General features: G+C 74.6%; 26 protein-coding genes. 14 read left to right on the top strand and 12 right to left on the bottom strand.

The genetic code is table 11. The annotated features are described in order from the left end of the window. Position 1 precedes the first annotated feature (1 nt). Positions 2 to 1003, bottom strand: a complete 1002-nt coding sequence (gene dhaK, locus ACI79S_RS06915; protein ID WP_456592701.1) for a dihydroxyacetone kinase subunit DhaK — start codon at positions 1001 to 1003, stop codon at positions 2 to 4. A gap of 378 nt (positions 1004 to 1381) precedes the next feature. Between dhaK and ACI79S_RS06910 the strand changes: the two genes are divergently transcribed. Then, on the top strand, positions 1382 to 2137 hold the full coding sequence (locus ACI79S_RS06910; RefSeq protein ID WP_456592700.1) for an IclR family transcriptional regulator: 756 nt from the start codon (positions 1382 to 1384) through the stop codon (positions 2135 to 2137). A gap of 74 nt (positions 2138 to 2211) precedes the next feature. Here the strand turns inward: ACI79S_RS06910 and ACI79S_RS06905 are convergent, their stop codons facing one another. After that, positions 2212 to 3120 carry an NAD-dependent epimerase/dehydratase family protein gene (locus tag ACI79S_RS06905; RefSeq protein ID WP_456592699.1) on the bottom strand — a complete coding sequence of 303 codons (909 nt, stop codon included), beginning with the start codon at positions 3118 to 3120 and terminating at the stop codon, positions 2212 to 2214. An 86-nt stretch (positions 3121 to 3206) separates the two neighbouring features. On the opposite strand from ACI79S_RS06905, the gene glsA reads away from it, so the two are divergent. Beyond that, the gene (gene glsA, locus ACI79S_RS06900) at positions 3207 to 4157 is read left to right on the top strand and encodes a glutaminase A (RefSeq protein WP_456592698.1); all 951 of its coding nucleotides are present in this window, start codon (positions 3207 to 3209) and stop codon (positions 4155 to 4157) included. A 21-nt stretch (positions 4158 to 4178) separates the two neighbouring features. Here glsA and ACI79S_RS06895 read toward each other — a convergent pair whose 3' ends face one another. Beyond that, positions 4179 to 5180, bottom strand: coding sequence for a universal stress protein (locus ACI79S_RS06895; protein ID WP_456592785.1), 1002 nt, complete (start codon positions 5178 to 5180; stop codon positions 4179 to 4181). 395 nt (positions 5181 to 5575) lie between these two features. Between ACI79S_RS06895 and ACI79S_RS06890 the strand changes: the two genes are divergently transcribed. Then, positions 5576 to 6121 (top strand): flavodoxin domain-containing protein, encoded by a 546-nt coding sequence (locus ACI79S_RS06890; RefSeq protein ID WP_456592697.1) that lies wholly within the window; start codon positions 5576 to 5578, stop codon positions 6119 to 6121. Positions 6122 to 6223: 102 nt separating this feature from the next. On the opposite strand, the gene ACI79S_RS06885 is transcribed toward ACI79S_RS06890, so the two are convergent. After that, on the bottom strand, positions 6224 to 7036 hold the full coding sequence (locus tag ACI79S_RS06885; RefSeq protein ID WP_456592696.1) for an SRPBCC family protein: 813 nt from the start codon (positions 7034 to 7036) through the stop codon (positions 6224 to 6226). A gap of 204 nt (positions 7037 to 7240) precedes the next feature. Between ACI79S_RS06885 and ACI79S_RS06880 the strand changes: the two genes are divergently transcribed. Next, positions 7241 to 7963 carry a hypothetical protein gene (locus ACI79S_RS06880; protein ID WP_456592695.1) on the top strand — a complete coding sequence of 241 codons (723 nt, stop codon included), beginning with the start codon at positions 7241 to 7243 and terminating at the stop codon, positions 7961 to 7963. Positions 7964 to 8110: 147 nt separating this feature from the next. Beyond that, complete coding sequence (locus tag ACI79S_RS06875; protein WP_456592694.1) at positions 8111 to 8566, top strand: hypothetical protein; 456 nt, start codon at positions 8111 to 8113, stop codon at positions 8564 to 8566. Between the two features lie 126 nt (positions 8567 to 8692). Here ACI79S_RS06875 and ACI79S_RS06870 read toward each other — a convergent pair whose 3' ends face one another. Then, entirely contained in the window at positions 8693 to 9634 is a 942-nt protein-coding gene (locus ACI79S_RS06870; protein ID WP_456592693.1) for a sugar phosphate isomerase/epimerase family protein, read from the bottom strand. A 325-nt stretch (positions 9635 to 9959) separates the two neighbouring features. Here ACI79S_RS06870 and ACI79S_RS06865 point away from each other — a divergent pair, with 325 nt between their 5' ends. Continuing rightward, complete coding sequence (locus ACI79S_RS06865) at positions 9960 to 10676, top strand: spermidine synthase (RefSeq protein WP_456592692.1); 717 nt, start codon at positions 9960 to 9962, stop codon at positions 10674 to 10676. Positions 10677 to 10880: 204 nt separating this feature from the next. Here the strand turns inward: ACI79S_RS06865 and ACI79S_RS06860 are convergent, their stop codons facing one another. From ACI79S_RS06860 to ACI79S_RS06850, 3 genes are all read right to left on the bottom strand, one after another. After that, positions 10881 to 11600 (bottom strand): cache domain-containing protein, encoded by a 720-nt coding sequence (locus ACI79S_RS06860; protein WP_456592691.1) that lies wholly within the window; start codon positions 11598 to 11600, stop codon positions 10881 to 10883. Beyond that, positions 11597 to 12349 (bottom strand): FadR/GntR family transcriptional regulator, encoded by a 753-nt coding sequence (locus tag ACI79S_RS06855; RefSeq protein WP_456592690.1) that lies wholly within the window; start codon positions 12347 to 12349, stop codon positions 11597 to 11599. Before ACI79S_RS06855 ends, ACI79S_RS06860 begins: the two co-directional genes overlap by 4 nt. Positions 12350 to 12447: 98 nt before the next feature. Further along, on the bottom strand, positions 12448 to 13347 hold the full coding sequence (locus ACI79S_RS06850; protein ID WP_456592689.1) for an MBL fold metallo-hydrolase: 900 nt from the start codon (positions 13345 to 13347) through the stop codon (positions 12448 to 12450). A gap of 239 nt (positions 13348 to 13586) precedes the next feature. On the opposite strand from ACI79S_RS06850, the gene ACI79S_RS06845 reads away from it, so the two are divergent. From ACI79S_RS06845 to ACI79S_RS06815, 7 genes are all read left to right on the top strand, one after another. Next, positions 13587 to 14774 (top strand): NAD(P)/FAD-dependent oxidoreductase, encoded by a 1188-nt coding sequence (locus ACI79S_RS06845; protein WP_456592688.1) that lies wholly within the window; start codon positions 13587 to 13589, stop codon positions 14772 to 14774. 36 nt (positions 14775 to 14810) lie between these two features. After that, a complete protein-coding gene (locus ACI79S_RS06840) occupies positions 14811 to 16346 on the top strand; it encodes an aldehyde dehydrogenase family protein (RefSeq protein ID WP_456592687.1) in 1536 nt (511 codons plus the stop codon). A gap of 35 nt (positions 16347 to 16381) precedes the next feature. Further along, positions 16382 to 17542 (top strand): aminotransferase class III-fold pyridoxal phosphate-dependent enzyme, encoded by a 1161-nt coding sequence (locus ACI79S_RS06835; RefSeq protein ID WP_456592686.1) that lies wholly within the window; start codon positions 16382 to 16384, stop codon positions 17540 to 17542. Beyond that, positions 17539 to 18315, top strand: a complete 777-nt coding sequence (locus tag ACI79S_RS06830; protein ID WP_456592685.1) for an amino acid ABC transporter ATP-binding protein — start codon at positions 17539 to 17541, stop codon at positions 18313 to 18315. Before ACI79S_RS06835 ends, ACI79S_RS06830 begins: the two co-directional genes overlap by 4 nt. Continuing rightward, positions 18315 to 18953, top strand: coding sequence for an amino acid ABC transporter permease (locus ACI79S_RS06825; protein ID WP_456592684.1), 639 nt, complete (start codon positions 18315 to 18317; stop codon positions 18951 to 18953). Before ACI79S_RS06830 ends, ACI79S_RS06825 begins: the two co-directional genes overlap by 1 nt. Next, the gene (locus ACI79S_RS06820; protein WP_456592683.1) at positions 18950 to 19606 is read left to right on the top strand and encodes an amino acid ABC transporter permease; all 657 of its coding nucleotides are present in this window, start codon (positions 18950 to 18952) and stop codon (positions 19604 to 19606) included. Before ACI79S_RS06825 ends, ACI79S_RS06820 begins: the two co-directional genes overlap by 4 nt. Positions 19607 to 19698: 92 nt before the next feature. Continuing rightward, positions 19699 to 20538, top strand: coding sequence for a substrate-binding periplasmic protein (locus ACI79S_RS06815; protein WP_456592682.1), 840 nt, complete (start codon positions 19699 to 19701; stop codon positions 20536 to 20538). Between the two features lie 177 nt (positions 20539 to 20715). Here ACI79S_RS06815 and ACI79S_RS06810 read toward each other — a convergent pair whose 3' ends face one another. The 4 genes from ACI79S_RS06810 to ACI79S_RS06795 form a co-directional block, all read right to left on the bottom strand. Then, entirely contained in the window at positions 20716 to 21744 is a 1029-nt protein-coding gene (locus ACI79S_RS06810) for a zinc-dependent alcohol dehydrogenase family protein (RefSeq protein WP_456592681.1), read from the bottom strand. A 101-nt stretch (positions 21745 to 21845) separates the two neighbouring features. After that, positions 21846 to 22961 (bottom strand): 1-acyl-sn-glycerol-3-phosphate acyltransferase, encoded by a 1116-nt coding sequence (locus ACI79S_RS06805; protein WP_456592680.1) that lies wholly within the window; start codon positions 22959 to 22961, stop codon positions 21846 to 21848. Beyond that, positions 22945 to 23823, bottom strand: coding sequence for a patatin-like phospholipase family protein (locus ACI79S_RS06800; protein ID WP_456592679.1), 879 nt, complete (start codon positions 23821 to 23823; stop codon positions 22945 to 22947). Before ACI79S_RS06800 ends, ACI79S_RS06805 begins: the two co-directional genes overlap by 17 nt. 104 nt (positions 23824 to 23927) lie before the next feature. Beyond that, entirely contained in the window at positions 23928 to 24389 is a 462-nt protein-coding gene (locus ACI79S_RS06795) for a YdeI/OmpD-associated family protein (RefSeq protein ID WP_456592678.1), read from the bottom strand. 209 nt (positions 24390 to 24598) lie between these two features. Here ACI79S_RS06795 and ACI79S_RS06790 point away from each other — a divergent pair, with 209 nt between their 5' ends. Next, positions 24599 to 25567 carry an asparaginase gene (locus ACI79S_RS06790; protein WP_456592677.1) on the top strand — a complete coding sequence of 323 codons (969 nt, stop codon included), beginning with the start codon at positions 24599 to 24601 and terminating at the stop codon, positions 25565 to 25567. Positions 25568 to 25577 lie beyond the last annotated feature (10 nt).

Below are 25577 nucleotides of genomic sequence, written 5' to 3'. Positions count from 1 at the left end.
GTCAGATCCCCCAGCGCAGCGCCGGCGTCCGCACGGGCGCATCCCAGAGCGAGAGCAGGTCGTCGTCGACGCGCAGCAGCGTGACCGACGCGCCGGCCATGTCGAGGGAGGTGATGAAGGGCCCGACCAGCGAACGGGCGATCTGCACGCCGCGGCCGGACAGGATCTTCGCCACCTCGTTGTACATGACGTACAGCTCGATCAGGGGTGTGCCGCCGAGGCCGTTGACGAAGCAGACGACGCCGTCGCCCGACCGGAACGGCAGGTCCTCGAGCACCGGCTCGACCAGCATGGCGGCGATCTCCCGGGCCGACGCCAGCGGGATGCGCTCCCGGCCCGGCTCGCCGTGGATGCCGACGCCGAGCTCCATCTCGTCGGCGCCCAGGTCGAAGGAGGGGTGACCGACCGCCGGCAGCGTGCAGCTGGTGAGCGCGAGGCCCATGCTGCGGCCGTTGGCGTTCACGGTCCGGGCCACCTCGGCGACCTCGTCCAGCGAGCGGCCCTGCTCGGCGGCGGCACCCGCGATCTTCTCCACCAGGACGGTGACGCCGACGCCCCGCCGCCCCGCCGTCCACGTGCTGTCCTGGACGGCGACGTCGTCGTCGGTGACGACCGGGACGACCCGCGCCCCGGTCTCGGCCTCGGCCAGCTCCGCGGCCATCTCGAAGTTCATGACGTCGCCGGTGTAGTTCTTGACGACGTGCAGGACTCCTGCGCCGCCGTCGACCAGCTTCGTGGCAGCGAGCATCTGGTCGGGCACCGGGGACGTGAAGATCTCGCCGGCGCAGGCGGCGTCGAGCATGCCCAGCCCCACGAACCCGCCGTGCAGCGGCTCGTGGCCGGAACCCCCACCGGAGACGATGCCGACCTTGCCCGGTTTCGGCAGGTCACCGCGGTGGATCACCTTGTTCGCGTGGTCCACCCGCAGATCGGGATGCGCGGCCTCGAACCCCTGCAGGGCTTCCGCGACGACGTCCGCGGGGTCGTTGACGAGTTTCTTCATGACGTCGGTTCTCCTGGTGGCGTAGGGGTCAGGAGGCCGTCGCGGGTGCGCGGGCCTCGTCGGGGGCGCCCATGTCGACGTCGGGCGGTGGCGCGGTGCGGCGGGTGTCCGCGCGGTGACGGTGCAGGTGGGTGCGGCCACCGCGCCGCGACGCCCTCCACCGCCGTGCGGTGCGCGCGGAGCACGGCGGGGCCCACGGCGGCGAGGCCGGAGAACCCGGCGGCCGGACGCCGGGTCGGACAGGGCTCGTCGCGCACGGGCGCCTCCGTAGCACCGAAGACCATTCGACATCGTCAAATGTGTGACGTAGGTTACAGGCGGCTCCGGTGGTCGACAAGGCGCCGGCGCACGAACCAGGACGAGCAGGAGGGGCGGCTGGTGATTCAGTCCGTCGACCGGGCGGTCCGGGTGCTGACCGCTCTGCAGGGGTCTCGCCGGATGGCCTTGTCCGAGCTGGCCGCCAGGCTGGAGCTGCCCCCGTCGACCGTCCACGGGCTGGTGCGCACGCTCGTCTCCCACGGGCTGGTGGTGCAGGAGCGCGGGTCAGGTCGCTACCAGCTGGGTCCGGCGGTCCTCCGGCTGGGCAACGTCTACCTCGACACCCTCGAGCTGCGCTCCAGGACGATCCCGTGGGCCGAGGAGGTGGCCCGCCGGACCGGCTTCGCGGTGCGGACCGCCGTCCTGCTGCTGGACGACGTCGTGATCATCCACCACGAGCCGCGCCCCGACGGCAGCCGGCAGATGCCCGAGGTGGGGATCGTCATCCCCGCCCACGCCTGCGCCCTGGGCAAGGCGATCCTCGCGTTCTCCGGAGCGGCCGGCCCGGGGGTGCTCGAGGCGCCGCTGAAGAGCATGACGGGCGAGACCATCACCTCCGCGACGGAGCTCCGGGCCGAGCTGGCGGAGGTGCGCTCCACCGCGCTCGCCCTGGAGCGGGAGGAGGCACTTCTCGGCGAGTGCGGGCTCGCCGCTCCGGTCTTCGAATCCCACGCCGATGTCGCCGGCGCCATCGGCGTCGTCGTCCCGTCCGCGGCCTGGCCGGTGGACGACTCCGTCCGGGGGGCGGTCCGCGAGGCGGCACGGGCCCTCTCCCGGGAACTCGGCGCGCCGGGCTGGCCCGTGCACGGCGGCTAGCTCCGACGGGCGCCTCGTCCGGGTCGCGCCTCACCCACCGGGCGGACGTCGACGGCCGACGTCCGGGCTCCGGCTCACGACCGGCTCGTCAGGCCCTGCCGCAGCTCGGCCATGGCCTGCGCGAGGCTCACGCGCGGTCTCCAGCCCCACCCGCGCGCGCGGTCGGCGCGCAGCTGCCCGGTCCAGACCGGCTCGTCGGTCCACTCGGGCTCGACGCCCAGCGCGTCGGTCACCGTGCCGAGGTAGTCCCGCCACGTCGCCGGCTCGCCGGCGACGATGACCGGCGTCGTGCTCCCGGCCACGGGGCCCCGCTCCGGGTCGTCGGCGGTCGCGACGGCGCCCGTGGCGACGTCCGCGATCAGGGCAGCCAGGTCCTCGACGTGCACCCACGCCCAGGTCTGCGCGGGATTGGCCCGGCGGTCACCGTCGCCGATCGCCTGCGGTCGCAGCGTGTTCCACACCGACGTCTCGCCGGCACCGAGGATCGCCGGCGGGCGGACCAGCACGGTCGTGAGCCCGCCGACCTGCGCCAGCGCGGCGTCGGCGGCGTTCTTCGTGTCGGGATAGGCGCCGCTGCCCTCGGGCAGCAGGGCGCCGTCCTCGGCCACGTCCCCGACGCCGGTCGAGCGGTCGTAGACCCCGGCCGTGGACACGTGCACGAGCCGGGCGACGCCGGCGTCCCGGGCGGCCCGGGCGAAGGCTGACGTCCCCTCCACCCCCACCCGGTGCTGCACCTCCCGGGGCGAGCCCATCGGGTGGACGGTCGTGACGACCGCCTCGGCGCCCCGGGTCACCGCGCGGGCGAAGCCCTCGTCGGCGAAGTCGCCGACGTGCTCGGTGACCCCGTCGAGCGCGGGCGCGCTGCCGGCGCGGCGGACCACGGCGCGCACGTGCGCCGACCGCTCGACGAGCGCCCGGCAGACCGCGCTGCCCACCAACCCGTTCGCACCGGTCACCACGACGACGGGAGAGGAATCGGCCATGCCGTCCACCCTGCCAGCGACCGTGCGACGGCGCCTGCCGCGCGGGGCGGGGGTGTCCGCCGCGGGCAGACGGGTAACGAGGGTCGATGTCCTCCTCCCCCGCGTCGCCCTCTGCTGACGAGACCAGCGACCTGGAGGCGGTGCTCGCCGAGGTCGCCGACCGGTCGCGGCACCTCGCCGGGGAGGGCGAGGTCCAGGAGCAGCCCGAGGAGCTCCCCTCGGCCGAGCCCGCCCGCTTCGCCCTCGCCCTGGCCGAGCTCGACGGGACCGAGCACGTCACCGGCGACGCCGACGTCGGCTTCGCGGTCCAGAGCGTCGTGAAGGTCTTCGCGCTGACGGCTGCCCTGCAGCGGGTGGGTGAGGACCTGTTCGAGCGGCTGGGCCGCGAGCCGTCCGGAGACCCGTTCAACTCGCTGATCCAGCTCGAGCACGAGAAGGGCGTGCCGCGGAACCCGTTCATCAACGCCGGGGCCCTCGTGGTGAGCGACGTGCTCCTGGACGAGGCGGACGATCCCTTCGGCTCGGTGGCCGACCTCCTGGGAGAGCTGGTCGGCGACGAGCTGGTGGTCGACGACACCGCCCTCGAGGCCGAGCGGGAGGGCAGCCACCTCAACCGCGCCATCGCCCACCTCATGCGGTCCTTCGGGAACCTGCACCACGAGGTCGACGAGGTCGTCGAGCTGTACGCCCGGCTCTGCTCCCTCACGGTCACCACGCGGACGCTGGCGAGGGCCGCCCGCTTCCTCGCCAACGACGGCATCGAGCCGCGCACCGGGACCGCGGTGCTCTCCGAGCCGCTCGCGCGGCGGGTCAATGCGGTGATGCTGACGTGCGGCACCTACGACGCCGCCGGCCAGTTCGCCTACGACCTGGGCTTCCCGTGCAAGAGCGGCGTCGCCGGCGCGGTCATGGGCGACGTGCCGGGGCGCTTCGGCGTCTGCGCGTGGTCGCCGCCGCTGGACGAGAAGGGCAATTCGCGAGCGGGACGGGCCGCCCTGCACCTGCTGTCGGAACGGCTCGACCTGTCACTGCTGTGACCCGGCACGCCGGCCTCGGAGTCAGCCGAGGGCGACGGGCTCCGCCGCCGCCTGGGTCCGTCGCGGGGCAGGCGCCGCCCCGGGCCGGACGACCAGCACGGGACAGGGGGCGTGGATGACGCAGTGCAGCGCGACCGACCCGAGGACCATCCCCGTGAGGGTGTTCCGGCTGCGGCTCCCGACGACCAGCAGGTCCGCGCCGGCGGCGCGCCGCGCGAGCATCTCGCCCGCCGGCCCCTCGAGGACCGTCACGTCCACGGCCGACTGCCCCTCGCCCAGCGCCTCGGCGACGACGCCCCGCGCGAACTCGAGCGCCCGCGCGCGGCTCTGTCCCGGAGCCCGCGTCATCACGGCGTACATCTCGCTCCAGGGGTTCGGCTCCTCGTAGGCGAGCACGGCCTCGACACGCGCCCCCCGGCGAGCGGCCGCCGCGACGGCGGTGACCAGGACCGCCTCGGCGTGCGGCGAGTCGTCCAGCCCGACGACCACCCGGGGTGCCGTCGCGCCTTCGGGAGCGCTCCCGGCTGCGGCGTGCACGACGACGACCGGGCAGGCGGCGTGGGTGGCGCAGTGCAGCGCCACCGACCCCAGGACCGTGCTCCGGATGCCACCACGCCCCCGGCTGCCCACGACCAGGAGCTCTGCCCGGGTGGCGTGCTCCACCAGGTTCGGCGCCGCCGGACCAGGCACCGCGACCACGCGCACCGGCACGTCCGCTGTCCCGGCGACCGCCGACACGTCCGGGTCGCCGAGCACCTCCTCGACCAGGCCTCGTGCGCGGTCCTCCGTGTCCTCGCGGATCGCCTCGACGCGACGCGGGTCCACGTAGCCGGGGTCCAGCCAGATGGCCTCCACGGGGAACGAGCTGAGCACCAGCAGCTCCGCGCCGCGGCGGGCGGCCTCGGCGAGCGCCCACGCGAGGGCGAGCCGGGCGCCCGGGGAGCCGTCGACGCCCACGACGATCCGCGGATGCGTCGCGGCGCCGTCGTCCGCGGGGCGATCGGGCTGTCGGGGGGTCGGCATGGTCACGGTGGTCTCCCTGCGTCGGCGGCTACTCGGCTCCGGGTCCGGCGTCCGGCCCCGATGCCACGATGCCGGGGGCGTTGCGGGTCCGGACGCGGGCGGACGGCCCCGACCGTCCAGGACGAAGGTCCCGGCCCGATGCGCCCGGCGACCCTGGGTCGGCGCAGCCGCCGGACCTAGCGTCGGATCTCAGCGACGACCGGAGGGGGCGCAGTGCAGGCCAGGAACGCCACGACCACTGCGGTCGTCAGGGGAGGACCGGACCCGTCCGCCGGGTACGCGGCAGAGAGCGGCTGCGCCGCGGTGACGACGGTGGACGGCGTCCACCAGCCGGGCGGCATCGTCGCCGAGGCCGAGGTGAGGGCCGCGGTCGTGCCCGGGGCCGGAGCGTCCCGGTGAGCGGCAGGCCGGTCCGGGTGCTCGTGGCCGTCGCCAGCCGCCACGGGGCCACCGCCGAGATCGGGGCGGCCGTGGCACGTGCCATGGGCGAGTGCGACGCGGGGCGGTCCACGTCGCTCGTGGCGGTGGCCGCGCCCGTGCAGCAGCGACCGGACCCCACGCCTTTCGACGCCGTCGTGCTGGGCAGCGCCGTCTACGCCGGCCGATGGCTCGAGCCGGCCCGTGAGTACGCGGCCGCCTACGCCGACGTCCTGCGCACCCGCCCGACCTGGCTGTTCTCCAGCGGGCCGATCGGGGAACCACCGTTCCCCCCGGCCGAGCCCCATGACGTCCCTCTGCTGAAGCACCTGCTCGGTGCGCGGGGGCACGCCGTCTTCCCTGGCCGCCTGGAGCAGGAACGGCTCGGCTTCGCCGAGCGGGCGATGGTGACCGCGATGCGCGCTCCGCTCGGTGACTTCCGCGACTGGGCGGCGGTCCGGGCATGGGGCGAAGAGGTCGCCCAGGAGGTCGCGGCGGCGGCGCAGGACCTCCCGGTGCGCTGAGTCCCGCGGCCGTCCGGGCTGCTGCGCCGGTGGCCCCGGCCTGAGCCGCCGAGCGGCGGCTCGGCTCCGAGGTAGCCGTCCCGGACCGAGCCGCCGAGCGGGTCAGCGGCTGCCGCCGCCGATCATGGGGTCGTCGTCGGAAGCCGTGGCCCCCCGCTCCGCACCCTCGGTGGAGGTACGGGTGGTGAAGCCCGCGGGATCGGACTCGTCCACGATGACCTCGTCACGCACCGCCTCCCTCGGCGGCTGCGGCACAGCCGCGACCGTCTCCTGAGGCCGGCTCGTGTCCTCCTGGCTGCCGCTCTGCCCGCTCCTGGACGCGACGGCGGCAGCACCCGCGGCCGCTGCGCCGGCCACCGCGGCCGCACCCGCGGCCACGGCCTTGCCCGACACGCCCGCCTTGCCGCTGTCACCGCGGGAGGTGAAGGCCGCGTTCACCCCCGGGGTGCCGACGTCCTCCCCCGGGTTGATCGTGCCGCGCCATCCGCCGGTGGCGTAGCCCTCGCTCTCCACGAGCGACTTGAAGCGCTGGAGGTCGGACTCGACCTGCCGTTCCACGACGCCGAGCTTGTCGCCGACCTTCTCCACGAGCCCCTCCGGCTCGTACTCCAGCGACAGGTGGACGAGGGTGGATCCCGCACCGACCGGCTCGAACCGCACGGCGCCGGCGTTCGTCGCGCCGTCCTGGGCGGCCCAGGCGATCTTCTGGTCCGGCACCTGCTCGATGATGACGGCTTCCCACTCGCGCCGGACGCCCGCGATCTCCGCCACCCAGTGCAGGCGCTTGTCGCTGTGCTGGTGCACCTCCTTCACCCCGCCCATGAAGTAGGGGAAGTCCTCGAACTGGGTCCACTGGTTGTAGGCCGTGGACACCGGTACGTCGACCTGGATCGACTTCTCGGCCTTGGTGGTCATCGCCTGCTCCTTCTCGCTGGACGTCGCTGTCGTAACCGCGTCACTCGGCTACCCCCACCACGGATGGTCGATGCAGCACCTCGCGGTCCACGTCGATGTGGCGGGATATCCGGCGGCGGACCAGGCGGCCGAGCCGGCTCGGGAACCACCGGCCGGGGGGCGGACGTTCTCCCTGGGCCACCCCCGCGCGAGACGAGGAGCCCCATGACCACCCCGCTGCCGACCGGCACCGCCGGCGCCCTGGACGTGCGGGCCGACGAGGAGCTGTCCTTCCTGCTCTCGCTGGACCCCACGGTGGTCGCCGTCCTCGGCGGCGCGCTCCTCGTGCTCGCGCTCGTCGCCGCGCTCGCCGGATGGCTGGTGCTCAGGCGCTTCCGGCGCAGCCCGCTGGCGGCCCGGGGCCGGGAGCTCGCCGCGCGTGGCCGGGTGCTCGGCGTCCAGGGCGCCACCGCCGTCGCCGCGCGTCGTCTGCCGCCGGGCCGGCGGCGCTCGGCCGCGGAGCTCCAGCTCCAGGTCGCCCGGGCGCGGGACGGGCTGCGCCGCCAGGTGGCCGCGGCCCAGGCCGCCGGCGCGCACCTCGGCGACGTCCCCGAGCTGCTGCCGTCGCTGGAGGCCGAGGGGAGCCGCCTCGAGCAGCGCCTGCGGCAACGGGCGCTGTCCGCTGACCCGACCGAGCAGGCCGACCCGGAGCCGGAGGCCCGGGCGTACCTCGACATGGTCGCCGACGTCTGCGACGCGGTACGGCAGGCGGAGGACGTCGCGTCGGCGGCCGGCAGGCCGGCAACCGACGTCGCCGACGCGGTCGCCGCGCTCCGCGCGCACACCACCGCCTACCAGGAGCTCACCGCCCAGCCGGTGGCGCCGCCGCTGCCCCGGATCCCGTCCCCGTCGCCGGAGCCCCCGGTCCGGGAGCGCACGCAGGGGTGAACGGGAGGCCACGGATGCTGGCCCGCCGGTCGGGCGACCAGGCCGGATCCGGGCACCGGCCTCCCTCGCCACTGCTGGGTGGACCGTCGCCATGACGCGCGTCACACTTCTCGGGTCGGGGCGTCCACCGAACAGGAGCACCGTGCCATGCGCCGCTGCTTGATCGTCGCCAACCAGACCCTCTCCGCCGGCGCGCTCAGGCGGGCCGTCCAGGATCGGATCACCGCCGGACCGCACGAGTTCCACGTCGTCGCGCCCTTGACCCCGGCAGAGGCCGAGGTCGAGGGCCCCAGCGCCTACGCGGGCCTGGGTCCCTCCGTGGCCGATCGCGCGTACGCCCTCGCCCGGCAGCGGCTCGACCGGGCACTGGAGGATCTCCGTGCCCTGGGCGCCCAGGTCGACGGCGAGGTCGGCGACCCCGACGCGCTCCAGGCCGTCCTGGCCACGCTCGGCCATTTCCCGGCGGACGAGATCGTGGTGTCGACGCTGCCGCACACGCTCTCCCACTGGCTCCGCCGCGACCTGCCGGCGCGGCTGCGCAAGAGCTGCGGCGTTCCGGTCACCCACCTCAGCGCCGACGCCGCCTCGGGTGCGGGCGTGTGAGCAGGCACGACCGCCGAGCACTCGGGGCAGCTCCTCGACCCACCACGTGGTGTGCCTCATCGCGCGGGAGGAGGCGGTCCCTGACGTCCGGGACCGCCTCCTCGGGAGAGCGCGCTGCGCCCTGCGTCAGCGGGACGAGCAGGTGAGGTAGGCGAAGCCCTCCCGCGCCGCCTCGAAGGGGTCGAACGTGGGGTCACCGAAGCGCGGGTCGTGCTCGACGACGAAGTACCGGGTGCTGCCGCCGGCCACCCGGAAGATCGGCGCGAAGTCGATGTCCCCGCGTCCGACGATCTCGATCCGCCGGTCCAGCTCCTCGTTCAGGTCCTTCACGTGGAACAGCCGGACCCGGTTGCCGTACTGCTCGATGATGTCGATCGGGTCGGCACCGGCGAAGACCGCCCAGTACAGGTCGAGCTGCGACACGACGTGCCGCCGCTCGGTGTGCTCCATGAGGATGTCGAAGGCGGTGCGGTCGCCGAAGGTGGTCTCGAACTCCCAGTTGTGGTTGTGGACCATGAGCCACTGCCCAGCCTGGCGGGCCTGCGCACCCACCGTGTTCAGGTACTCGGCGTAGGCGATCCACTCTGCCTCGGTCGTGAGCTGCGGGGTGCCACCGGAGCCGAAGTACCGGACGCCCAGCACCCGGTTCTCCTCGAGGATCTGCGCGATGTCCGCCGGCTCGGTGTGTGTGCCGACGCCGACGTGCCGCCCGGAAGCCTGGAGCCGGTACTCCCGGAGGAGGTCGGCGTACTGCTCCGCCGTCATCCCGCTCAGGGTGAACGGCTCGACGTTGCGGTAGCCCATCTCGCTGAGCCGACGGAGCACCTCCTCGTGGCGGGCCTGGGTGGCCGCGTCGGTGCCGAAGCCGATGTACTCGGCGAACGTCCACAGCTGGACGGAGACCTTGCTCGCCGGCACGGGCCGGTCGGCGCAGTCGGAGGTCCCGGAGGACCCAGGGGCGGGCGGTGCCGCGCTCGCCGTGCCGACGAACCCCAGGAACAGCAGTGCGGACAGCGCGGCGACCAGCGCGGCCCGCAGCGTGTGGCGCAGGTTTCTCTTCACCTTCACGGTATCCCCTCGAGTGGTGTGACGGCGCGCGTCATCGATCGCAGAGCGCCTGTTCAGCGGGCCGTTCGCTGGCCGAGGCCCCGGGCGTGCGACCCACCGGAGGACGCCCCGCTCAGGCCCCGAGTGTGTGCTGCGCCACAAAGCTAGCAACACTTCCGCCCGGCAGAAAGCCGAAGTTCGTCAGCGGCGGGCACATGTCGTAGCCGCGTGCCACGGCGACGCCGCACCCGGGGCGCCGGACGCGCGCAACCCGCCCAGGCCGGGGAGAGTGCCACGAGAGCAGGACGGCCGTGGGCGGTGGAGCAGCGGAGGGAGACGCGCGTCGGTGGGCAAGCGCTTGGAGGAGCTCGCCTGGAGCCCCACGCCGATCGGCGAGCTGAGCCTCCGCCGGCGCCGCGACCCGGTGACCGGGGCCGACGTGTTCGAGGTCAAGCTGGGCGACGAGTTCCTGATGTCCTCGCTGTTCACCGTCGCCGAGGTGGAGGTCGCCCGGCTGGCTCTGGCGCGCTCGGGCGGCGACCGGCTCGACGTGGCGGTCGGCGGCCTGGGGCTCCGCTACACCGCTCAGGCGGTGCTCGCCGACCCCCGGGTCCGGGAGCTCGTGGTGGTCGACCTGCTGGAGCCGGTCATCGAGTGGCACCAGCAGGCGCTGCTGCCACTCGGGCGCGGTATCGCCGCGGACCCGCGGTGCCGGCTGGTGCACGGGGACTTCTTCGCGATGGTCGCGGGAGACGGCGTGGACCCGGCGGCCCCTGGCCGGGTCTTCGACGCCGTCGTCGTGGACATCGACCACTCCCCCGGGCACCTGCTGGCCGAGGGCAGCGCCCCCTTCTACCGCCCGCCGGGCATGCGACGGCTGGCCGGCCTCCTCCGGCCCGGCGGCGTCTTCTCGCTGTGGTCGAACGAGCCATCCGACGAGGAGTACCTGGCCGCCCTGGCGGCGGTCTTCGTCGATGTCGACGCGCAGGTGGTCAGCTTCCCCAACCCCCTGCAGGGCCGCCCCGCCGCCAACACGGTCTACCTGGCCACCGCCCGGGGGTGAGCCCGGCCGCATCGACCCCTCTCCCCCGCCGCGGCATCGCCACGACCGGTCGCTCGCAGCCGGGCCGACCGGCGGACGTGCCGGCAGCTCTCGTCCTGCTGGTCCCACCGGCCTCGCCGGCGCGGTCACACCGCGGGTGAGGCCGCGCAGCGAGCCGGCGGGCGGGACCGCTGCCTCGCCAGCAGGCGTAGCGGGAAGGCCGCCTCAGAGACGGACGACGGTCCAGCCGAACTCCGCGATCGCGGCGCGCGCCCGGACCGGACCCAGCTCCGTGGCGCTCAACCTCGTGCCGGTGTCCAACTGCGGATGGGTGGCGGTGATCACCCGGTCCTCCTCGTCGAGCAGGGCGGTGGCCTCCGCCTCGACGAGCAGGCCCTCGGCGGCGTCGACGAACCGGCGGACGTCGAGGTCCGCGGCGACGACACCGAGGACCTCCCCCGATGCGGTCAGCGGTGCGGCTGCGGTCATCGTGACGTCGTCGGTACCCCAGCTGTCGACGTAGGGGGACAGCAGCGTGGGCGCCCCACTGGCGCACGGCACGCGGAACCAGCGGGCCTGCGAGACGTCGTAGAAGGAGTCGGACCTCGGGTTGAGCACGTGCTGCTTGGCGCGGATCTCGCCGTCCCGGATGACCCACCACGCCATGGAGGGCACCTCCCCCGCCGAGGCGGTCGCCGGTGGCCGCAGCGCCATGCCGGCGCCCGTGACCAGCGGCCGGCTGCGCAGCATCACGCTCACGTCGGGCTCGAGCACCTCCCAGGCCCGCGACTCGTCGAAGACCGGGTGCCGGCCGAGGTCCAGTCGCCGGGTGGCCGCCTCGCCGAGTGCGGCGAGGTCGGTGAACACCGGTGCGGTCAGCGCGACGACGCCGGCGGCCGCGCCCCGCAGTGCCTCCTCGGGCGCTCCCGGGGCCGCGACGGTCATCGTTCCGCCCACCCTCGGGTGCGCAGCTGCGCCACGCGGGCTGCCACGTGGTCGACCGCCCGGACGACGCACTCGCGGGCGACCTCGGGCTCGGCGTCCCGGACGGCTCGGACGGTGGCCTCGAACAACTGCGACACGGTCGACCTCACCTCGGTATCCATGTACGCCAGGGTCAGCAGCGGCGCGTACTCCACCTGCAGGCTGATCATGCTCGTGCTCAGGCGGACCGACTGCGCCGCGGCGGCCAGCTCGATCAGGAAGCGGCTGTCCGCCCGCCGTGCCTCCACCTCGTCGCCGGCGGTCAGCAGACGTCGGCTGCCCCGCTCGAGCAGCGCGACGTTCTCGCCGGAGGCGCGGCGGGCGGCCAGGGTCGCCGACTCCGCCGCGATAGCGCGGCGCCAGTCGGCGAGGTCGCGCAGGTCCAGGCGGGACAGCTCACGGGCCTGGTCCGCGGCGGCGCGGATCTGGTCCGGTCGCCCGGCGGTGACCACGGTCCCGCCCCCACGGCCGCGGCGGGTGGCCACCAGCCCCTGCTCGCGGAGCTGGGTGAGCGCTTCGCGCAGGGTCACCGGGGAGATGTTGAACTGCGCGGCCAGGTCCGCCTCGGCCGGCAGCTGCTCGCCTTCGCCGAGCACCCCGAGGGTGATGGCGGTGCGCAGGCGGACGGCGACGACGTCGGCCCGGCCCTGGTCGGCGAGGGGCGCGAAGAGCACCCGTCGCGTCAGGGTCGAGAGCAGGTCGGTGCGCACCTCACCCCCCATCCCGTGGCGCAGCGGTCGACGGCGCGTCGGCCACCCTAGTGAGCGCACGGGGCCGGCCGGGCCGGACCGGGCCCGGAAGGATGGAACTAGACGGCTTGGAAGACACCGTCGTCCTCCCGGACCAGGCCGGACCTGAGCAGCCGGTCGAGGTGCAGTTCCGCCGTCCGGCGCTCGACCGCCGCCACGAAGGGCAGGTGGACGTGCGACCGGTACACCAATCGCCGGGCGACGACGTCCGCCACGGTCAGGGGCTCGGACAGCATCGCGAGCAGCGTCTCCTCGCGGCGGCGGATGACCGAGGCGAAGGCATCCAGCCGGGCCAGGAACGCCGCCCGACCCTCGAGGACCCCCTGCTGGTGCCCGGTGCCGTACCAGCGGGCCTCCACGTCCCGGAGCCGCGCCAGCGAGGCCTCGTACGCGTCGAGGTCGCTACCGAGGTCGCCGTAGTAGGGGCCGAACGACGTCAGGTCGATGTCCCCGGTGAAGAGGAAGCCGTCGGGCTCGACGAGGAAGCCGCAGTGTCCCGCGGTATGCCCCGGCAGGTGGACGACGGTGAGGGTCCGGCCCCCCAGGTCGATGACGTCGCCGTCGGTGACCGGGCGGACGTCCGCGTGCCCGGTGAAGGCGAACGTGCCGCTCAGGCTCGCCCGGAACTCCTCCGCCTGGGGGGCCGCCATGCCGAACCCGGCGAGGAGCACCTCCGGGTCGCGGACCGCGGGCGCATCCGCCGGATGCGCCAGCGCGGGCACGTCGGGGAAGACGTGCAGCCCGGAGACGTGGTCCTCGTGCCCGTGGCTGACCGCGACCAGGTCGACCGGACCGGTGGCCGTCCCCCGGCGCGACACCTCGAGGGACGGATCGACCAGGACGGTCACCTCGGACCCTGAGATCAGCAGGGAGTTGCCGCAGGGATAGCGGCCGCCCTCCGGGGAGCCGAGCACCCTCACGGACCCGTACCTGCGGTCTTCCGCCTCGCGAACGCTCATGCCTGCAGCCAACCCTCTCCCGGGCCCCGGCACACGGCCGGAGACCGTCAGGACACGTTTCGGTAAATGCCGGGCCGACGGCCGTTGACTAAAACCGACAGCGCTATAGGTTTACCCCACCGCACCCCCTCGGAACGGCCGGCCGACGATCCGGCCCGCCGCCCCCTCGCGTCACCGCGCCGTCCACAGACGACCGGTCGCCGTCGGAGAGCCCGTCGCCCAGCCCTGAGGAGCCCGTCGTGAGTGATGTCCGAGTCGCCGTGGTCGGCGCCGGGGTGTGCGGCCTGGCCGCGGCCACGGAGCTGCAGGACCACGGGGTCCGCGACGTCGTCGTCCTCGACGCCGGCCACCCCGGCGACGGGTCCTCCGGGCTGTCCGTCGGCATGGTCGAGACCCAGTACGTGGACACGGCCGACATCGCGGTCCGGGCGCACGGCCGGCGCTTCTACGACCGGATGGAACGCGATCACGGCCTCACCTTCGTCCGCGGCGGTTACCTGCGCACCGCCCGCAGCGACGCCGACATGGCGGCCTACGGGCAGAGCGTCGCGCGGCAGCACGCGGCGGGCGTGCCCGACGCCGCGGTGCTGACGTCGGCCGAGATCGCCCGGCGGTGGCCGCACCTGGTGGTCGACGACCTCGCCGGTGGACTCTTCGGCCCCTCCGACGGGCACATCGACGGTTACGAGTACTGCACGCTCGCCGCCCGGCTGGTGCGGGAGCGGGGCGGGCGGGTGCTGGTCAACAGCCCGGTGGTCGGCGCGGACCCGCGATCCACCGGCTGGCGGCTGCGCACCCCTCGCGAGACGGTCGAGGTCGACGTGGTGGTCAACGCCGCCGGCCCCTGGGCCGGAGTGGTCGGCGAGCTGCTCGGGGCACCGGTGCCGCTGGTGCCGCAGCTGCACGGCGCGGTGACCATCGAGCTGGCCGAGCCGATCACCCCTCCGCTGCCGTTCGTCATGGACTACGTGCCCGGCTCCGGCCTGGCGGGCGTGTACTTCCGGTCCGAGCGCCCCGACCAGCTGATCGCGGGCCTGCACGTGGAGGAGGCGATCGCCGAGTCGGTGTCCCCTGACGTGCCGCTGGGCCGGGTGCCGGACTCCTTCGTCGAGGAGTTGATCGAGCGCCTGACCGAGCGCCTCGTCGACACCGATGGCGCGGCGATCGGCCGGAGCTGGACCGGCATCTACCCGATGACCCCGGACCACCGGCCCATCGTCGGGGTGCACCCGGCACGAGCCGACGTCGTCTGCGCCCTCGGTGGTGGAGGCAACGGCATCCAGCTGGCGCCGGCCATCGGCCGGGTGGCCGCCGAGGCGCTCGTGGGCGCGACCTCCCCCACCTTCGCCGAGACCGACCCCGGCTGGGACCCGGCCCGGCTCTCCACCGCGGGCTGCGGTCCTGCCGCACCTCTCGACGGCCCCTGACCTCCCCCTGACCGACGTCCACCGATTGGAGACCCGGTGACCACCAAGCTCGACTACGCATCGACCGACCTGGGCGACGCCGCGCTCGACGCACGCTTCGAGGCCGCTCTCGCCGAGGCCCGGAAGGGCGGCGCCGTCCTCGCGCACGTCATCGGCGGCGCCCCCGACGAGCGCGGGACGACGTTCACCCGCGAGGACCCCTCCGCCCCGGGGACGGTCGTCTCCACGGCCCGCACCGCCGACGCCGCCGTGGTCGCCGACGCGGTGGCCGCCGCACGCGCCGCGACCCGCGGCTGGCGGACCACCTCCCCGGCCGACCGCATCGCCGCGCTGCGGCAGGCGAAAGCCGGCTTCGCCGAGCGCACCGCGGAGATCGCCGGGATCGTCTCGGCCGAGACGGGCAAGACGCGGCTGGAGGCCCTGGCCGAGGCGCAGGAGGCCGTCGACCTCGTCGAGCACTACTGCGCCGAGATGGAGCGCAACGGCGGCTTCGTCACCCCGCTGCGGTCGGCGCCGGGTGAGAACAACACCGACGTCCTGCGCCCCTTCGGCGTCTTCGCCGTCATCGCGCCGTTCAACTTCCCGGTGGCCCTCGCGGTCAACATGGCGGCGGCCGCCCTGGTCACCGGCAACACCGTGGTGGCCAAGCCGTCCGACAAGACGCCGCGCTCCACCGCCCTCGCCTGGGAGATCCTCGGCGCCGCGCTCCCCGCGGGGGTGCTCAACGTGGTCCACGGCGGCGCGGACACCGGCCGGGAGCTGGCCCGGGCCGCTGTCGACGGGATCGCCTTCACCGGGTCGGCGGCGGTCGGCTGGCAGCTGGTCCGCGAACTGGGCGAGGGCGCCTACGCCCGGCCGGTGCTGGCCGAGATGGGTGGCAGCAACCCGGCGCTCGTGACCGCCACCGCCGACCTCGACGACGCCGCCGCCGGCATCGCCCGCTCCGCCTTCGGCCTGTCCGGCCAGAAGTGCAGCGCGTGCCGCCGCGTCGTCGTCGACCGGAGCGTCGCCGACGAACTGGTCGAGAAGCTGGCCGCCGCGGCCGAGGCGATCGTCGTCGGGGACCCCGCGGACCCGCGCACCGGCATGGGACCGGTCGCCGACGACGCGGTCGCCCGCCGGATCGACGACGCCCTGACCGCGGCCGCCCGGGACGGCCGGGTCGTCACCGGCGGCAAGGCCGAGGAGCTGGGCGGCAACTTCTACCGCCCGACGGTCGTCACGGACCTGCCACCGGGCCACCCGCTGACCCGCGAGGAGCTGTTCGCGCCGTTCGTCACGGTCACCGCCGTCGACGGGTTCGACGCCGCGATCGCCGAGGCCAACGCCGTCGACTACGGCCTCTCGGCCGGGATCTTCACCGGCCGGGAGGAGGAGAAGGAGCGCTTCCTCGACGAGATCGAGGCCGGCGTCGTCTACGTCAACCGGCGCGCGGGCGCCACCACCGGCGCCTGGCCCGGCATCCAGTCCTTCTGCGGCTGGAAGGCCAGCGGCTCCTCCGGCAAGGGCGGCCTGGGCCCCTGGTACCTGCCCGGCTTCATGCGCGAGCAGAGCCGCACCGTCGTCGGCTGACCCCCGTCCACCCCACCACCAACCGAGGAGGCACCGTGACGGTCGCCGAGCTCCGGGACCGCGCCCGCCGCGTGATGCCGGGCGGCAACACCCGCAGCACGCTCTTCGTGCCGCCGCACCCGCCGTACGCGGTGTCCGGTCGCGGTTGCGTCGTCACCGACGCCACCGGCCACGAGGTCGTGGACTGCAACAACAACTACACGGCGCTCATCCACGGCCACGCCCACCCCGAGCTGGTGGCGGTGGCCACCGAGGCGGTCGCCGCCGGCTCCGCCTTCGGTCTGCCGACGGAGTCCGAGGTGGTCTGCGCCGAGCTGCTGAGCGCCCGCACCGGCCTGGCCAGCTGGCGGTTCTGCAACTCCGGCACCGAGGCCGTGATGATGGCCCTCCGCGGTGCTCGGGCGGCCACCGGCCGCGACCTGGTCGTCCGCTTCGACGGCAGCTACCACGGCACCTACGACGCCGTCGTCGACCCGAGCGCACCCGGGGTGCCGGGCAGCGTGGCCGGGTCGGTGGTGACGCTGCCGCAGGGCGACGGCGAGGCCCTGGCGGAGCTGATGCGGGCGCGGGGCACCGAGGTCGCCGCCGTCCTGATCGACCTCATGCCCAACCGGGCCGGTCTGCGCCCGGCGGATCCGGCCTTCGTCGAGCTGGTCGCCTCCCTGACCGGCCGGTCGGGGGCCCTGCTGGTCGTCGACGAGGTCATCACCCTGCGCCTCGAGGTAGGGGGGCTGCACAGCCGCTACGGCATCGAGCCCGACCTGGTCACCGTCGGGAAGGTCATCGGGGGCGGCTTCCCCGTCGGCGGGGTGGGTGGGCGCCGGGAGGTGCTCGACGCGTTCAGCCCGCTCTCCGACGGCGCGGTCAGCTGGGGCGGCACCTTCAGCGCCAACCCCGTGACCATGCGCACCGGGACGGCGACCCTTCGGTTGTTCGGCACGGCCGAGGTGGCGGCTCTCAACGCCCGCGGCGACCGGCTGCGCGAGCAGTTGGCCGCCCGCGGTGTGCCGGTCAGCGGCTCGGGCTCCCTGGTCCGGCTGCTGCTCCCCGACCCGGGCGCGACCTGGTGGCGGCTCTACGAGCGCGGGGTGCTGGCCGGCACCAACGGCCTGCTCGCCCTGTCGACCGCGATGACCGACGACGACGTGGACACCGTGCGCGACGTCGTGCTCGAGGCCGTGGAGGTTGCGGCGTGACCACCACCGAGCGAGCGGGCGGGTCAGGCCCCGCCGTCGTCCTCGACCGCATCCACAAGCAGTTCGGCGACCTCGTCGTCGTGAAGGACGTCTCCCTGGAGGTGGCCCGGGGCGAGGTGGTGGCCATCATCGGCCCGAGCGGCTCCGGCAAGAGCACGCTGCTGCGCTGCATCAACCTGCTCGAGCGGGCCGACTCCGGCCGGGTCGAGGTCGTCGGGCGCGCGGTCGAGCCGGGCGCCGGGGTCTCCAACCGCGACCTCGCCGCCCTGCGACGCAGCGTGGGCATGGTCTTCCAGTCGTTCAACCTGTTCCCGCACATGACCGTGCTGCGCAACGTCTCGCTGCCGCAGGAGCGGGTGCTCGGCCGCAGCCGCGCCGAGGCCGACGAGCGCTCCCGGCAGCTCCTCGAGCGCGTCGGGCTCGGCGCCAAGGCCGACACCTACCCTTCCCGCTGCTCCGGCGGCCAGCAGCAGCGGGTCGCCATCGCCCGGGCCCTGGCCCTGGACCCGGAGGTGATGCTCTTCGACGAGCCCACCTCCGCGCTCGATCCCGAGCTCGGCCTGGAGGTCCTCGCGGTCATGCGGGAGCTGGCCGCCGAGGGCATGACCATGGTCGTCGTCACCCACGAGATCCACTTCGCGGCCGACGTCGCCGACCGGGTGGTCGTCATGGCCGATGGTGCGGTCATCGAGGAGGGCACCCCGGAGCAGGTGCTCCGGTCGCCGGCCACGGAGCGCGCCCGCCGTTTCCTCAGCGCGGTGGTCGACCGCTGATGGACGTCCTCCAGGCAGTGCTGCTGGGCGTGCCGGTCACCCTCCTGGTCACGGTCCTGGCCTTCGCGCTCGGCGCCGTGCTCGCGGTGCCCCTGGCCGCCGCCCGCCGCTCGCGGGTGGCCCCGGTGCGGTGGCTGGGCCGGGCGATCATCGACGTCGTCCGCGGCATCCCCCCGGTCGTGTGGCTCTTCCTCATCTTCTTCGGCCTGGGCCGGGACCTGATCCGGCTGGAGCCGATCGAGGCGGGCATCATCGGCCTCGGGATCATCTCCGCCGGCTACCTGGCCGAGATCTACCGCGGCGGGCTCTCGGCGGTCCACCGCGGCCAGTGGGAAGCCGCCTCCGCGCTCGGCATGGGCCGGACCGACCTCATGGTCCGCGTCGTCACGCCGCAGGCGTTCCGCGTCTCGCTCCCCGCCGTCACCACCTACGCGATCAGCCTGCTCAAGGACTCCACGATCGTGTCGGCCATCGGTGTCACCGAGATCCTGTTCCGCGCCACGCAGACGGCGCGTTCGATGGGATCGGGGCTGACGCCCTTCTTCGTGGCCGCGGCGATCTACATCCTGCTCAGCGCGCCGCTGGCCTGGCTCTCCCGCGGCCTCGACGCCCGGCTCCGGGCGAGGGTCGCGCGATGAACGGCCTGTTCACCTCGTGGGGCGAGTGGCTGCCCCGGCTGCTCGAGGGCCTGGGTACCAGCGTCCAGCTCACCCTGGTCAGCCTGACCATCGGCGTGCCCCTCGGTCTGCTCCTCGCGCTGCTCAGCTCGGCCGCGTCGCGGCCGGTCCGGTGGACGGCGATCGGGCTGGTCGAGATCGGCCGCGGGACGCCCGCGCTGGTCATGCTGCAGTTCGTCTACTACGGGCTCCCCTCGGCCGGGTTGTCGCTGACCGCCTTCGTCTCAGCGGTGGCGGCGCTGTCCCTCACGACCGCCGGCTACACCAGCGAGATCCTCCGCGCCGGGCTGCAGGCGGTGCCGGCCGGGGAGATCGAGGCGGCCGGCGCCCTGAGCATGTCCCGCCGGGACACGCTGCGGTTCGTCGTCGTCCCGCAAGGGGTGCGGATCGCCCTCCCGTCCCTGATGGGCTTCGCGATCCTGATCTTCCAGGCCACCTCCCTCACGTTCACGATCTCGGTCGTCGAGCTGCTCAGCCAGGCGTACTCGATCGGCGCCGCCACGTTCCGCTATCTCGACGTCCTGCTGCTGGCCGGCCTCCTCTACCTGGCCGTGACCATCCCCGCCGGCTGGCTGACCAACCGCACCGAACGGCGGCTGTCCCGCCACCTCTGACCGCACCACCGGCTCCACCCGCACCGAGCTCCACCGCACCGCAGCGCGACGGCTCTCCTGCCGTCGGGCCCGATCGTCCTGAGGAGGACACCGTGAAGACGCACCGCCTGAGCGCCGCCGTCATCGCCCTGGGTTCCGCCGTGGCCCTCGTGGCCTGCGGCTCGGAGTCCACCACCAACGAGGTGGCGGCCGACTGCGAACCCGCGTACGAGCTCGAGACCGTCGAGGAGGGCGTGCTCACCGTCGCCCTCACCAACACCCCGCCGTACTCCTTCGAGGAGGACGGAGAGGCCCAGGGCATCGACAGCGACATCCTCCGGGAGATCGCCGCCGACGAGTGCCTGACGATCGAGTACGCGCCCTACACCTACGCCACCGCGGTACCGGCCGTGGAGACCGGTCGCGTGGACGTCGCGGTGGGCGGCTTCTACCGGACGGCGGCGCGCGGCGAGGTCGTCACCCTCAGCGCCCCGGTCTACCTCGACGAGCTGACCGTCATGTCGACGGACGGCGTCTCCACCGTGGACGACCTCATGGGTAGGACCGTGGGCACCGTGGAGGGCTACCTCTGGGTCGACGCGCTGCGGGAGCTGCTCGGCTCCAGCTTCCGCACCTACCCCGACTCGCTGAGCCTCGCGCAGGACCTCACCGCCGGCCGGCTCGACATCGGGCTCGACGGCTACGGCGCGGCAGCGCAGTCGACCGAGGGCACTGACTTCCAGATCGCCGTGCTCGAGCAGGACCCGCGCGTTCCCGCCACCGAGGAGCCGTCGCAGACCAGCCTGCTCCTCGACCCGAGCAACGACGCCCTGGCCACCGCGATCGACGACCACATCGCGCAGATGCGCGAGGACGGCACGCTGGTGGAGATCCTGGAGGCCAACGGGCTACCGGCGTCGGCCGCCGAGGTGGGTGACCCCCGGCTCATCTGAGCCGTTGCCCCGCAGGGGCCCGTGGTCGCGCATCGCCGTGACCGCGGGCCCCGCCGTGTCCCCGCCGACGGGCTGGGCATCCGCCTCGCGATCCGGGCGCTCGTCCCGCGTGGCCGACGAGAACGTCGACATGGTTCGCGGACGGGTGCGGCGGCAGGGCAGGGCCCCGGTCCTGGTTCAGCGAGACGGATCCACCATGGTCATGCCGGCCACCGTCGCGCGGTCGAACCCGGGGAGCAGCGCAGCCGCCTCGTCCAGTCCGATCGTGCGTTCCACCAGCCGCTCGGGGTCGAGCGCGCCCTGCTCGATGAGGGCCAGCATCCCCGGGTAGTCGGCCGCCGCCATCCCGTGGCTGCCGAGCAGGTCGAGCTCCCAGCCGATCACCCGCTCCATCGGGACCCGAGGGTGCCCGCCGACGGGCGGGAGCAGCCCGACCTGGACGTGCCGGCCCCGACGGCGCAGGGCGAGGACGGCATCGGCACAGGTCGCCTCGCTGCCCACGGCGTCGATCGCGATGTGGCTGCCGCCACCGGTCAGGTCACCGACCACGGCCGGGACGTCGATGCCATCCGCCCGCAGGGTGTGCTCCGCGCCCAGAGCGGAGGCGACCTCGAGCGCCTCGGGATTGCGGTCCACCGCGATCACCCGGCCTCCCAGCGCACGGGCGATCATGACCGCACTGAGGCCCAGGCCGCCGGCCCCGAGCACCGTCACCCACTCTCCGTCGCGGACCCGCGCACGGCCCACCAGGGCCCGGTACGCGGTGGCGAACCGACAGCCGAGGCTAGCCGCAGCCGTGAAGCCCACCTGCTCGGGAATGGCGACGAGGTTGGTGTCCGCGGCGTGCAGGGTCACGTACTCGGCGAACGATCCCCAGTGGGTGAAGCCGGGCTGCTGCTGATCGGGGCAGACCTGGGCCTCCCCGGCCCGGCACCACGCGCACCGGCCGCAGCCGCAGACGAACGGCACGGTGACCCGGTCACCGGTCCGCCAGCGACGGACACCGGCACCGAGCTCCACCACCACACCGGCGAGCTCATGCCCCGGCACGTGCGGGAAGGCGATGTCGTCGTGCCCTGCCCAGGCGTGCCAATCACTGCGGCACAGCCCGGTGGCCATCACACGCACGACCACCCCGTTCGTCGGCGCGGTGGGCACCGCCACCTCCCGCACCCGGGGCTGTGCTCGGACAGCGTCGACGACCATGGCGCGCACCCCGCCATGCTGCCAGCAGCATGGCGGGGACCGGCCGGGAGTGCCTCGCCCCAGTGCGGTGACGTGGCCGGCCCGCGGCACGGATGCGATGGTCAGGCGCCGCCAGCGTTGCGCCTCGTTGCCGCACCGGACCGCCCGCGGGGCGTCAGCTCACCGCCGCCCTGCGCCGCTTCCCGGGACCGGGTGGCGTCGATCCACGCGTCGATCCCCTCCCACCAGTGGTACAGCCAGTCGACCTGCTCGGTCGCCTCCCGGGGCACGTCGGTGGCCGGGACGAACCACCAGCGCAGGTGCAGCGTCTTGTCCATGGGCAGGCCCCGCCACAGGTCCCGCACCGTGTTCAGGTGCTCCAGCCCGGTGTGCGCGACGAAGACGACGTCCGCGTGCGGAGCCGCCTGGAGCGCGGCGGCGACGCCGGCCGGCCGCGGTGGCAGCACGTGCTGCATCGCCTCGGCCCGGCGGACCGCCGAGGACAGCCCCCGGGAGCGCAGCCGCTCGATGGCCCGGGAGCGACGCTGCGGGGTGAAGTTCGCCCCCTCGGGGAAGATCAGGAGGGCGTCCTCCTCGCCGAGCCCCCGGGCCAGATCCGCGATCGCGCGCACGGAGGTGTCGGCCGCCGCCGGACCGGCCGCGACGAAGTGGTTGGGCAGCCGGTTGAGGTAGAGGTCGACCAGGGGATCCAGCTGGAGGAAGTCCTTGAGCACGATCCGCGGCCGGCGGAGGTGGTCACGGTTCATCAGGGTGTGCACGAGCAGCAGCGAGTCCCCCGGCCCCGCATGGCGGGAGAGCACGATCATGGCGTTCGTCGAGCCGGGCTGGCCGTCGTCGAGCGGTGACCAGGACGCGCCGTCGGTGACCAGCCGCAGGGCGAAGATCCGCTGCGCCACCCGCATGAGCACGTCGAGGAGCACGCGCAGCACGGTGTAGTGCGCCGCGCGGTAGGCCGATCCGGTCAGCAGGCGCGCGCGGCGCAGTGCCCACAGCCCCGCGCCCGCCGCCTGGCCGGCGACCTGCAGCGCCACGTACACCAGCACGAAGAGCAGCAGGCGCAGCGCCCGCCAGCGGCCGGGGAGCCACACCGAGGCGACCGCCGCCACGATCACCAGCACGGGCAGCAGCACGATCCCGGCCAGGAGGGCAGCCAGCAGGAGGGGGCCGGCGAGGCGGCGCACGGGGCGGGGTGGCAGCACGTCAGACCGTCCGGTCATCGGAGGGGAGGGCCCGCGCCAGGTGCTCGCGGGCGGCGTCACGGGCCCGGTCGATGCGCTTTCGCACCCCGGAGAAGTCGCGGTACCGCAGGCTCCGCAGGTCACCGGCCGAGGGCTCGGCCTGCTCCCCGGAAGGCAGGACGTGCAGCCTCACCCCCGGTGGCAGGGCGGCGAGGTCGGCTGCGAACCGGTGCCGCCGGGCGATCTCGAACGCCACCGTCGCGACCTCCCAGGGCCGGGCCGGCGGGCGCAGCGGCCGGTCGATCCGCCCGACGTGGAGCACGTAGATCGTGTCGGCACCCAGCGCCACCGCCCGCCCCACCGGGATGCTGTGCACCAGCCCGCCGTCCAGGTAGTGCTCGCCGTCGAGCTCGACCGGCGGGAGAAGGCCCGGCACCGCGCAGGACGCGAGCACCGCCGGGACCAGCGGCCCGTCGGCGAACCAGTGCTCGGCAGCCCGCTCGATGCTGGCGGCGACGCACTGGAACGGGACCTCCAGCTCCCCGAAGGTCTGGACCGGCAGGTGCCGGGTGAGCAGGTCGCGCAGCGGCTCCCGCGGGTGCAGGTGGGTACGCGTCCGCACCAGCGTCCCGACGCGCGCCAGCACGGACCCGGACAGGACCCCCGCGGACGCCAGCTCCTCCCAGACGGCGCGCATCCGGTCCACCGCGGCCGGCGTGGGGTCGGCCGCGACGAGCGCACCGTTGATCGCGCCCACCGACGTGCCCACGATCAGATCCGGGCGGACCCCGTGCTCGAAGAGGGCCTGGAGCATCCCGACCTCGGCCGCACCGAGCACTCCCCCGCCGCCGAGGACGAAGGCCGTGCCTCCCCCGCCGGCCGGTACCCGCGTCGAAGCCATGGCCGCATCCTGCCAACTCCCGGGCGGAGCGGCCGGGCGTGCGGGACCGCGCCTTCCGGCACCGGACGACGCGGCGGGGCGCCGCCGCCCACCAGCGGGTCGGATCAGCTGAGCGCGTCCAGCACCTTCGTGACGCGACGGGCGCTCGTCTCCGGCGTCCGGGCACCGGAGACCGACTCCGCGTGCGCCCGCTGCTTGCTGTACGAGAGGGACGCCCAGGCGGCGGCCGCGGCCGGGTCGGCGGCGAACGCCTCGGCGAGCGCGGGCGGCACGTCCACGCTGCGCGGTGCGTCGTCGACCTCGAGCCGCACCTCGACGTCGTCCCCCGCTCCACGACCGGTGGCCGCGCGGGTCGCGGCGTTGAACGTCACGAGGAACCGGCCGCCCATCGAGGCGATGGTCGTGCGGTAGGTGTGGCCGCCGTCGACGGTGACGACCACGGGTACCCGCGTGCCGCGGCCGAAGCTCCGCACCACGTCCTCGGGCACCACGATGGCGACGTTGTTCCCGCCGCTCGCCCAGAGCGTGGTGCGAAAGGTCGCCGAGGTGAGGGGGGTGCTGGTCATGGGGACTCCTGCCGTTCCGGGTGGCTGACGACCGGTAGACCCCCGCCCCCCTCCGTTCTCATCGGTCCGGCCGCCACGAGCGGGTGGGATCGACGACGTCCGCCTGTGCTCGGCGCCGCGCGTCTCCGGTCGCCGGCCTGCGGCGGAGGGAGGAACGTGGGGCAGGTCGTCGTCGCCGCATGGCGGTTCCAGCCCCGGACGGAGGTCGCGTGGCACGTGTCCACCTGCTCGCCACGGGCGGCACCATCGCCAGCCGGCAGGGGCCGGAGGGGCTCGCGGCCGTCACCCCCGCGGCCGAACTGCTCGACGCGGCCGGTCCCCCGGCGGGCCTGACCGTGACGACCAGCGACCTGGGCACCGTCAGCAGCTTCGCGCTCACGACGTCCGACCTGCGGGAGCTGGTGGCCGAGGCCCGGCGCTGCCTGGCCGAGGGGGTGGACGGCGTCGTCGTCACCCAGGGCACCGACACCATGGAGGAGTCCGCGTACCTCGCCGACCTCGTGCACGACGACCCGCGCCCGATCGTCTTCACCGGGGCTCAGCGCCCGTTCGACAGCCCGGCTCCCGACGGTCCCGCAAACCTCGCCGATGCGCTGCGCGTCGCCGCCTCCCCCGGGGCGCGGGACCTCGGTGCGCTGCTCTGCTTCGACGGGCTGGCCTTCGCCGCCCGCGGGGTGCGCAAGGTAGACACTCTGCGCAGCGGTGCGTTCGGGGCCCCCGGCCGCGGACCCGTGATCCGGCTGGCCGGCGAGTCGGTGCTGCCGCTGGCCACGCCCGCGCGCCGGCCACCCCTGCCGCTCGACCTGCGCTCGGAGCTGCCCCGCGTCGACGTCGTGGCCTGCTACCTGGGCGCGGACGCGTCGCTGCTGCACGCGGCGGTGGCCGCCGGCGCCGCGGGAGTGGTCGTGCAGGCCTTCGGCGCCGGCAACGTCCCCCCGGCGATCGCCGAGGCCGCCGAGGAGCTCGTGACCCGCGGGATCCCCGTGCTGGTGTGCTCCCGGGTGCCATCGGGCCCCGTCGCGCCGCTCTACGCCGCCGGCGGAGCCCGCCTCGCACGCGGCGGAGCCGTGTTCGCCGGTGACCTGAGCCCGTGGCAGGGGCGGCTGCTGCTGTCGGCGGCGCTCGCCCTCGTCCCCGACGATCCGCAGCGGGTCCTGGCCCAGCACCTGACCGGCTGACAGCCACCGC

Source organism: Blastococcus sp. SYSU DS1024 (assembly GCF_054050795.1).
Note: the sequence above shows the minus strand (reverse complement) of the source record. Positions and strands in the feature narration are given on the sequence as shown.

Coding starts and splice junctions, on each gene's coding strand:
- dhaK (WP_456592701.1), bottom strand. CDS start 1,003: ATGAAGAAACTCGTCAACGACCCCGCGGACGTCGTCGCGGAAGCCCTG.
- ACI79S_RS06905 (WP_456592699.1), bottom strand. CDS start 3,120: ATGGCCGATTCCTCTCCCGTCGTCGTGGTGACCGGTGCGAACGGGTTG.
- glsA (WP_456592698.1), top strand. CDS start 3,207: ATGTCCTCCTCCCCCGCGTCGCCCTCTGCTGACGAGACCAGCGACCTG.
- ACI79S_RS06895 (WP_456592785.1), bottom strand. CDS start 5,180: ATGCCGACCCCCCGACAGCCCGATCGCCCCGCGGACGACGGCGCCGCG.
- ACI79S_RS06885 (WP_456592696.1), bottom strand. CDS start 7,036: ATGACCACCAAGGCCGAGAAGTCGATCCAGGTCGACGTACCGGTGTCC.
- ACI79S_RS06880 (WP_456592695.1), top strand. CDS start 7,241: ATGACCACCCCGCTGCCGACCGGCACCGCCGGCGCCCTGGACGTGCGG.
- ACI79S_RS06875 (WP_456592694.1), top strand. CDS start 8,111: ATGCGCCGCTGCTTGATCGTCGCCAACCAGACCCTCTCCGCCGGCGCG.
- ACI79S_RS06860 (WP_456592691.1), bottom strand. CDS start 11,600: ATGACCGTCGCGGCCCCGGGAGCGCCCGAGGAGGCACTGCGGGGCGCG.
- ACI79S_RS06850 (WP_456592689.1), bottom strand. CDS start 13,347: ATGAGCGTTCGCGAGGCGGAAGACCGCAGGTACGGGTCCGTGAGGGTG.
- ACI79S_RS06825 (WP_456592684.1), top strand. CDS start 18,315: ATGGACGTCCTCCAGGCAGTGCTGCTGGGCGTGCCGGTCACCCTCCTG.
- ACI79S_RS06820 (WP_456592683.1), top strand. CDS start 18,950: ATGAACGGCCTGTTCACCTCGTGGGGCGAGTGGCTGCCCCGGCTGCTC.
- ACI79S_RS06810 (WP_456592681.1), bottom strand. CDS start 21,744: ATGGTCGTCGACGCTGTCCGAGCACAGCCCCGGGTGCGGGAGGTGGCG.
- ACI79S_RS06805 (WP_456592680.1), bottom strand. CDS start 22,961: ATGACCGGACGGTCTGACGTGCTGCCACCCCGCCCCGTGCGCCGCCTC.
- ACI79S_RS06800 (WP_456592679.1), bottom strand. CDS start 23,823: ATGGCTTCGACGCGGGTACCGGCCGGCGGGGGAGGCACGGCCTTCGTC.
- ACI79S_RS06795 (WP_456592678.1), bottom strand. CDS start 24,389: ATGACCAGCACCCCCCTCACCTCGGCGACCTTTCGCACCACGCTCTGG.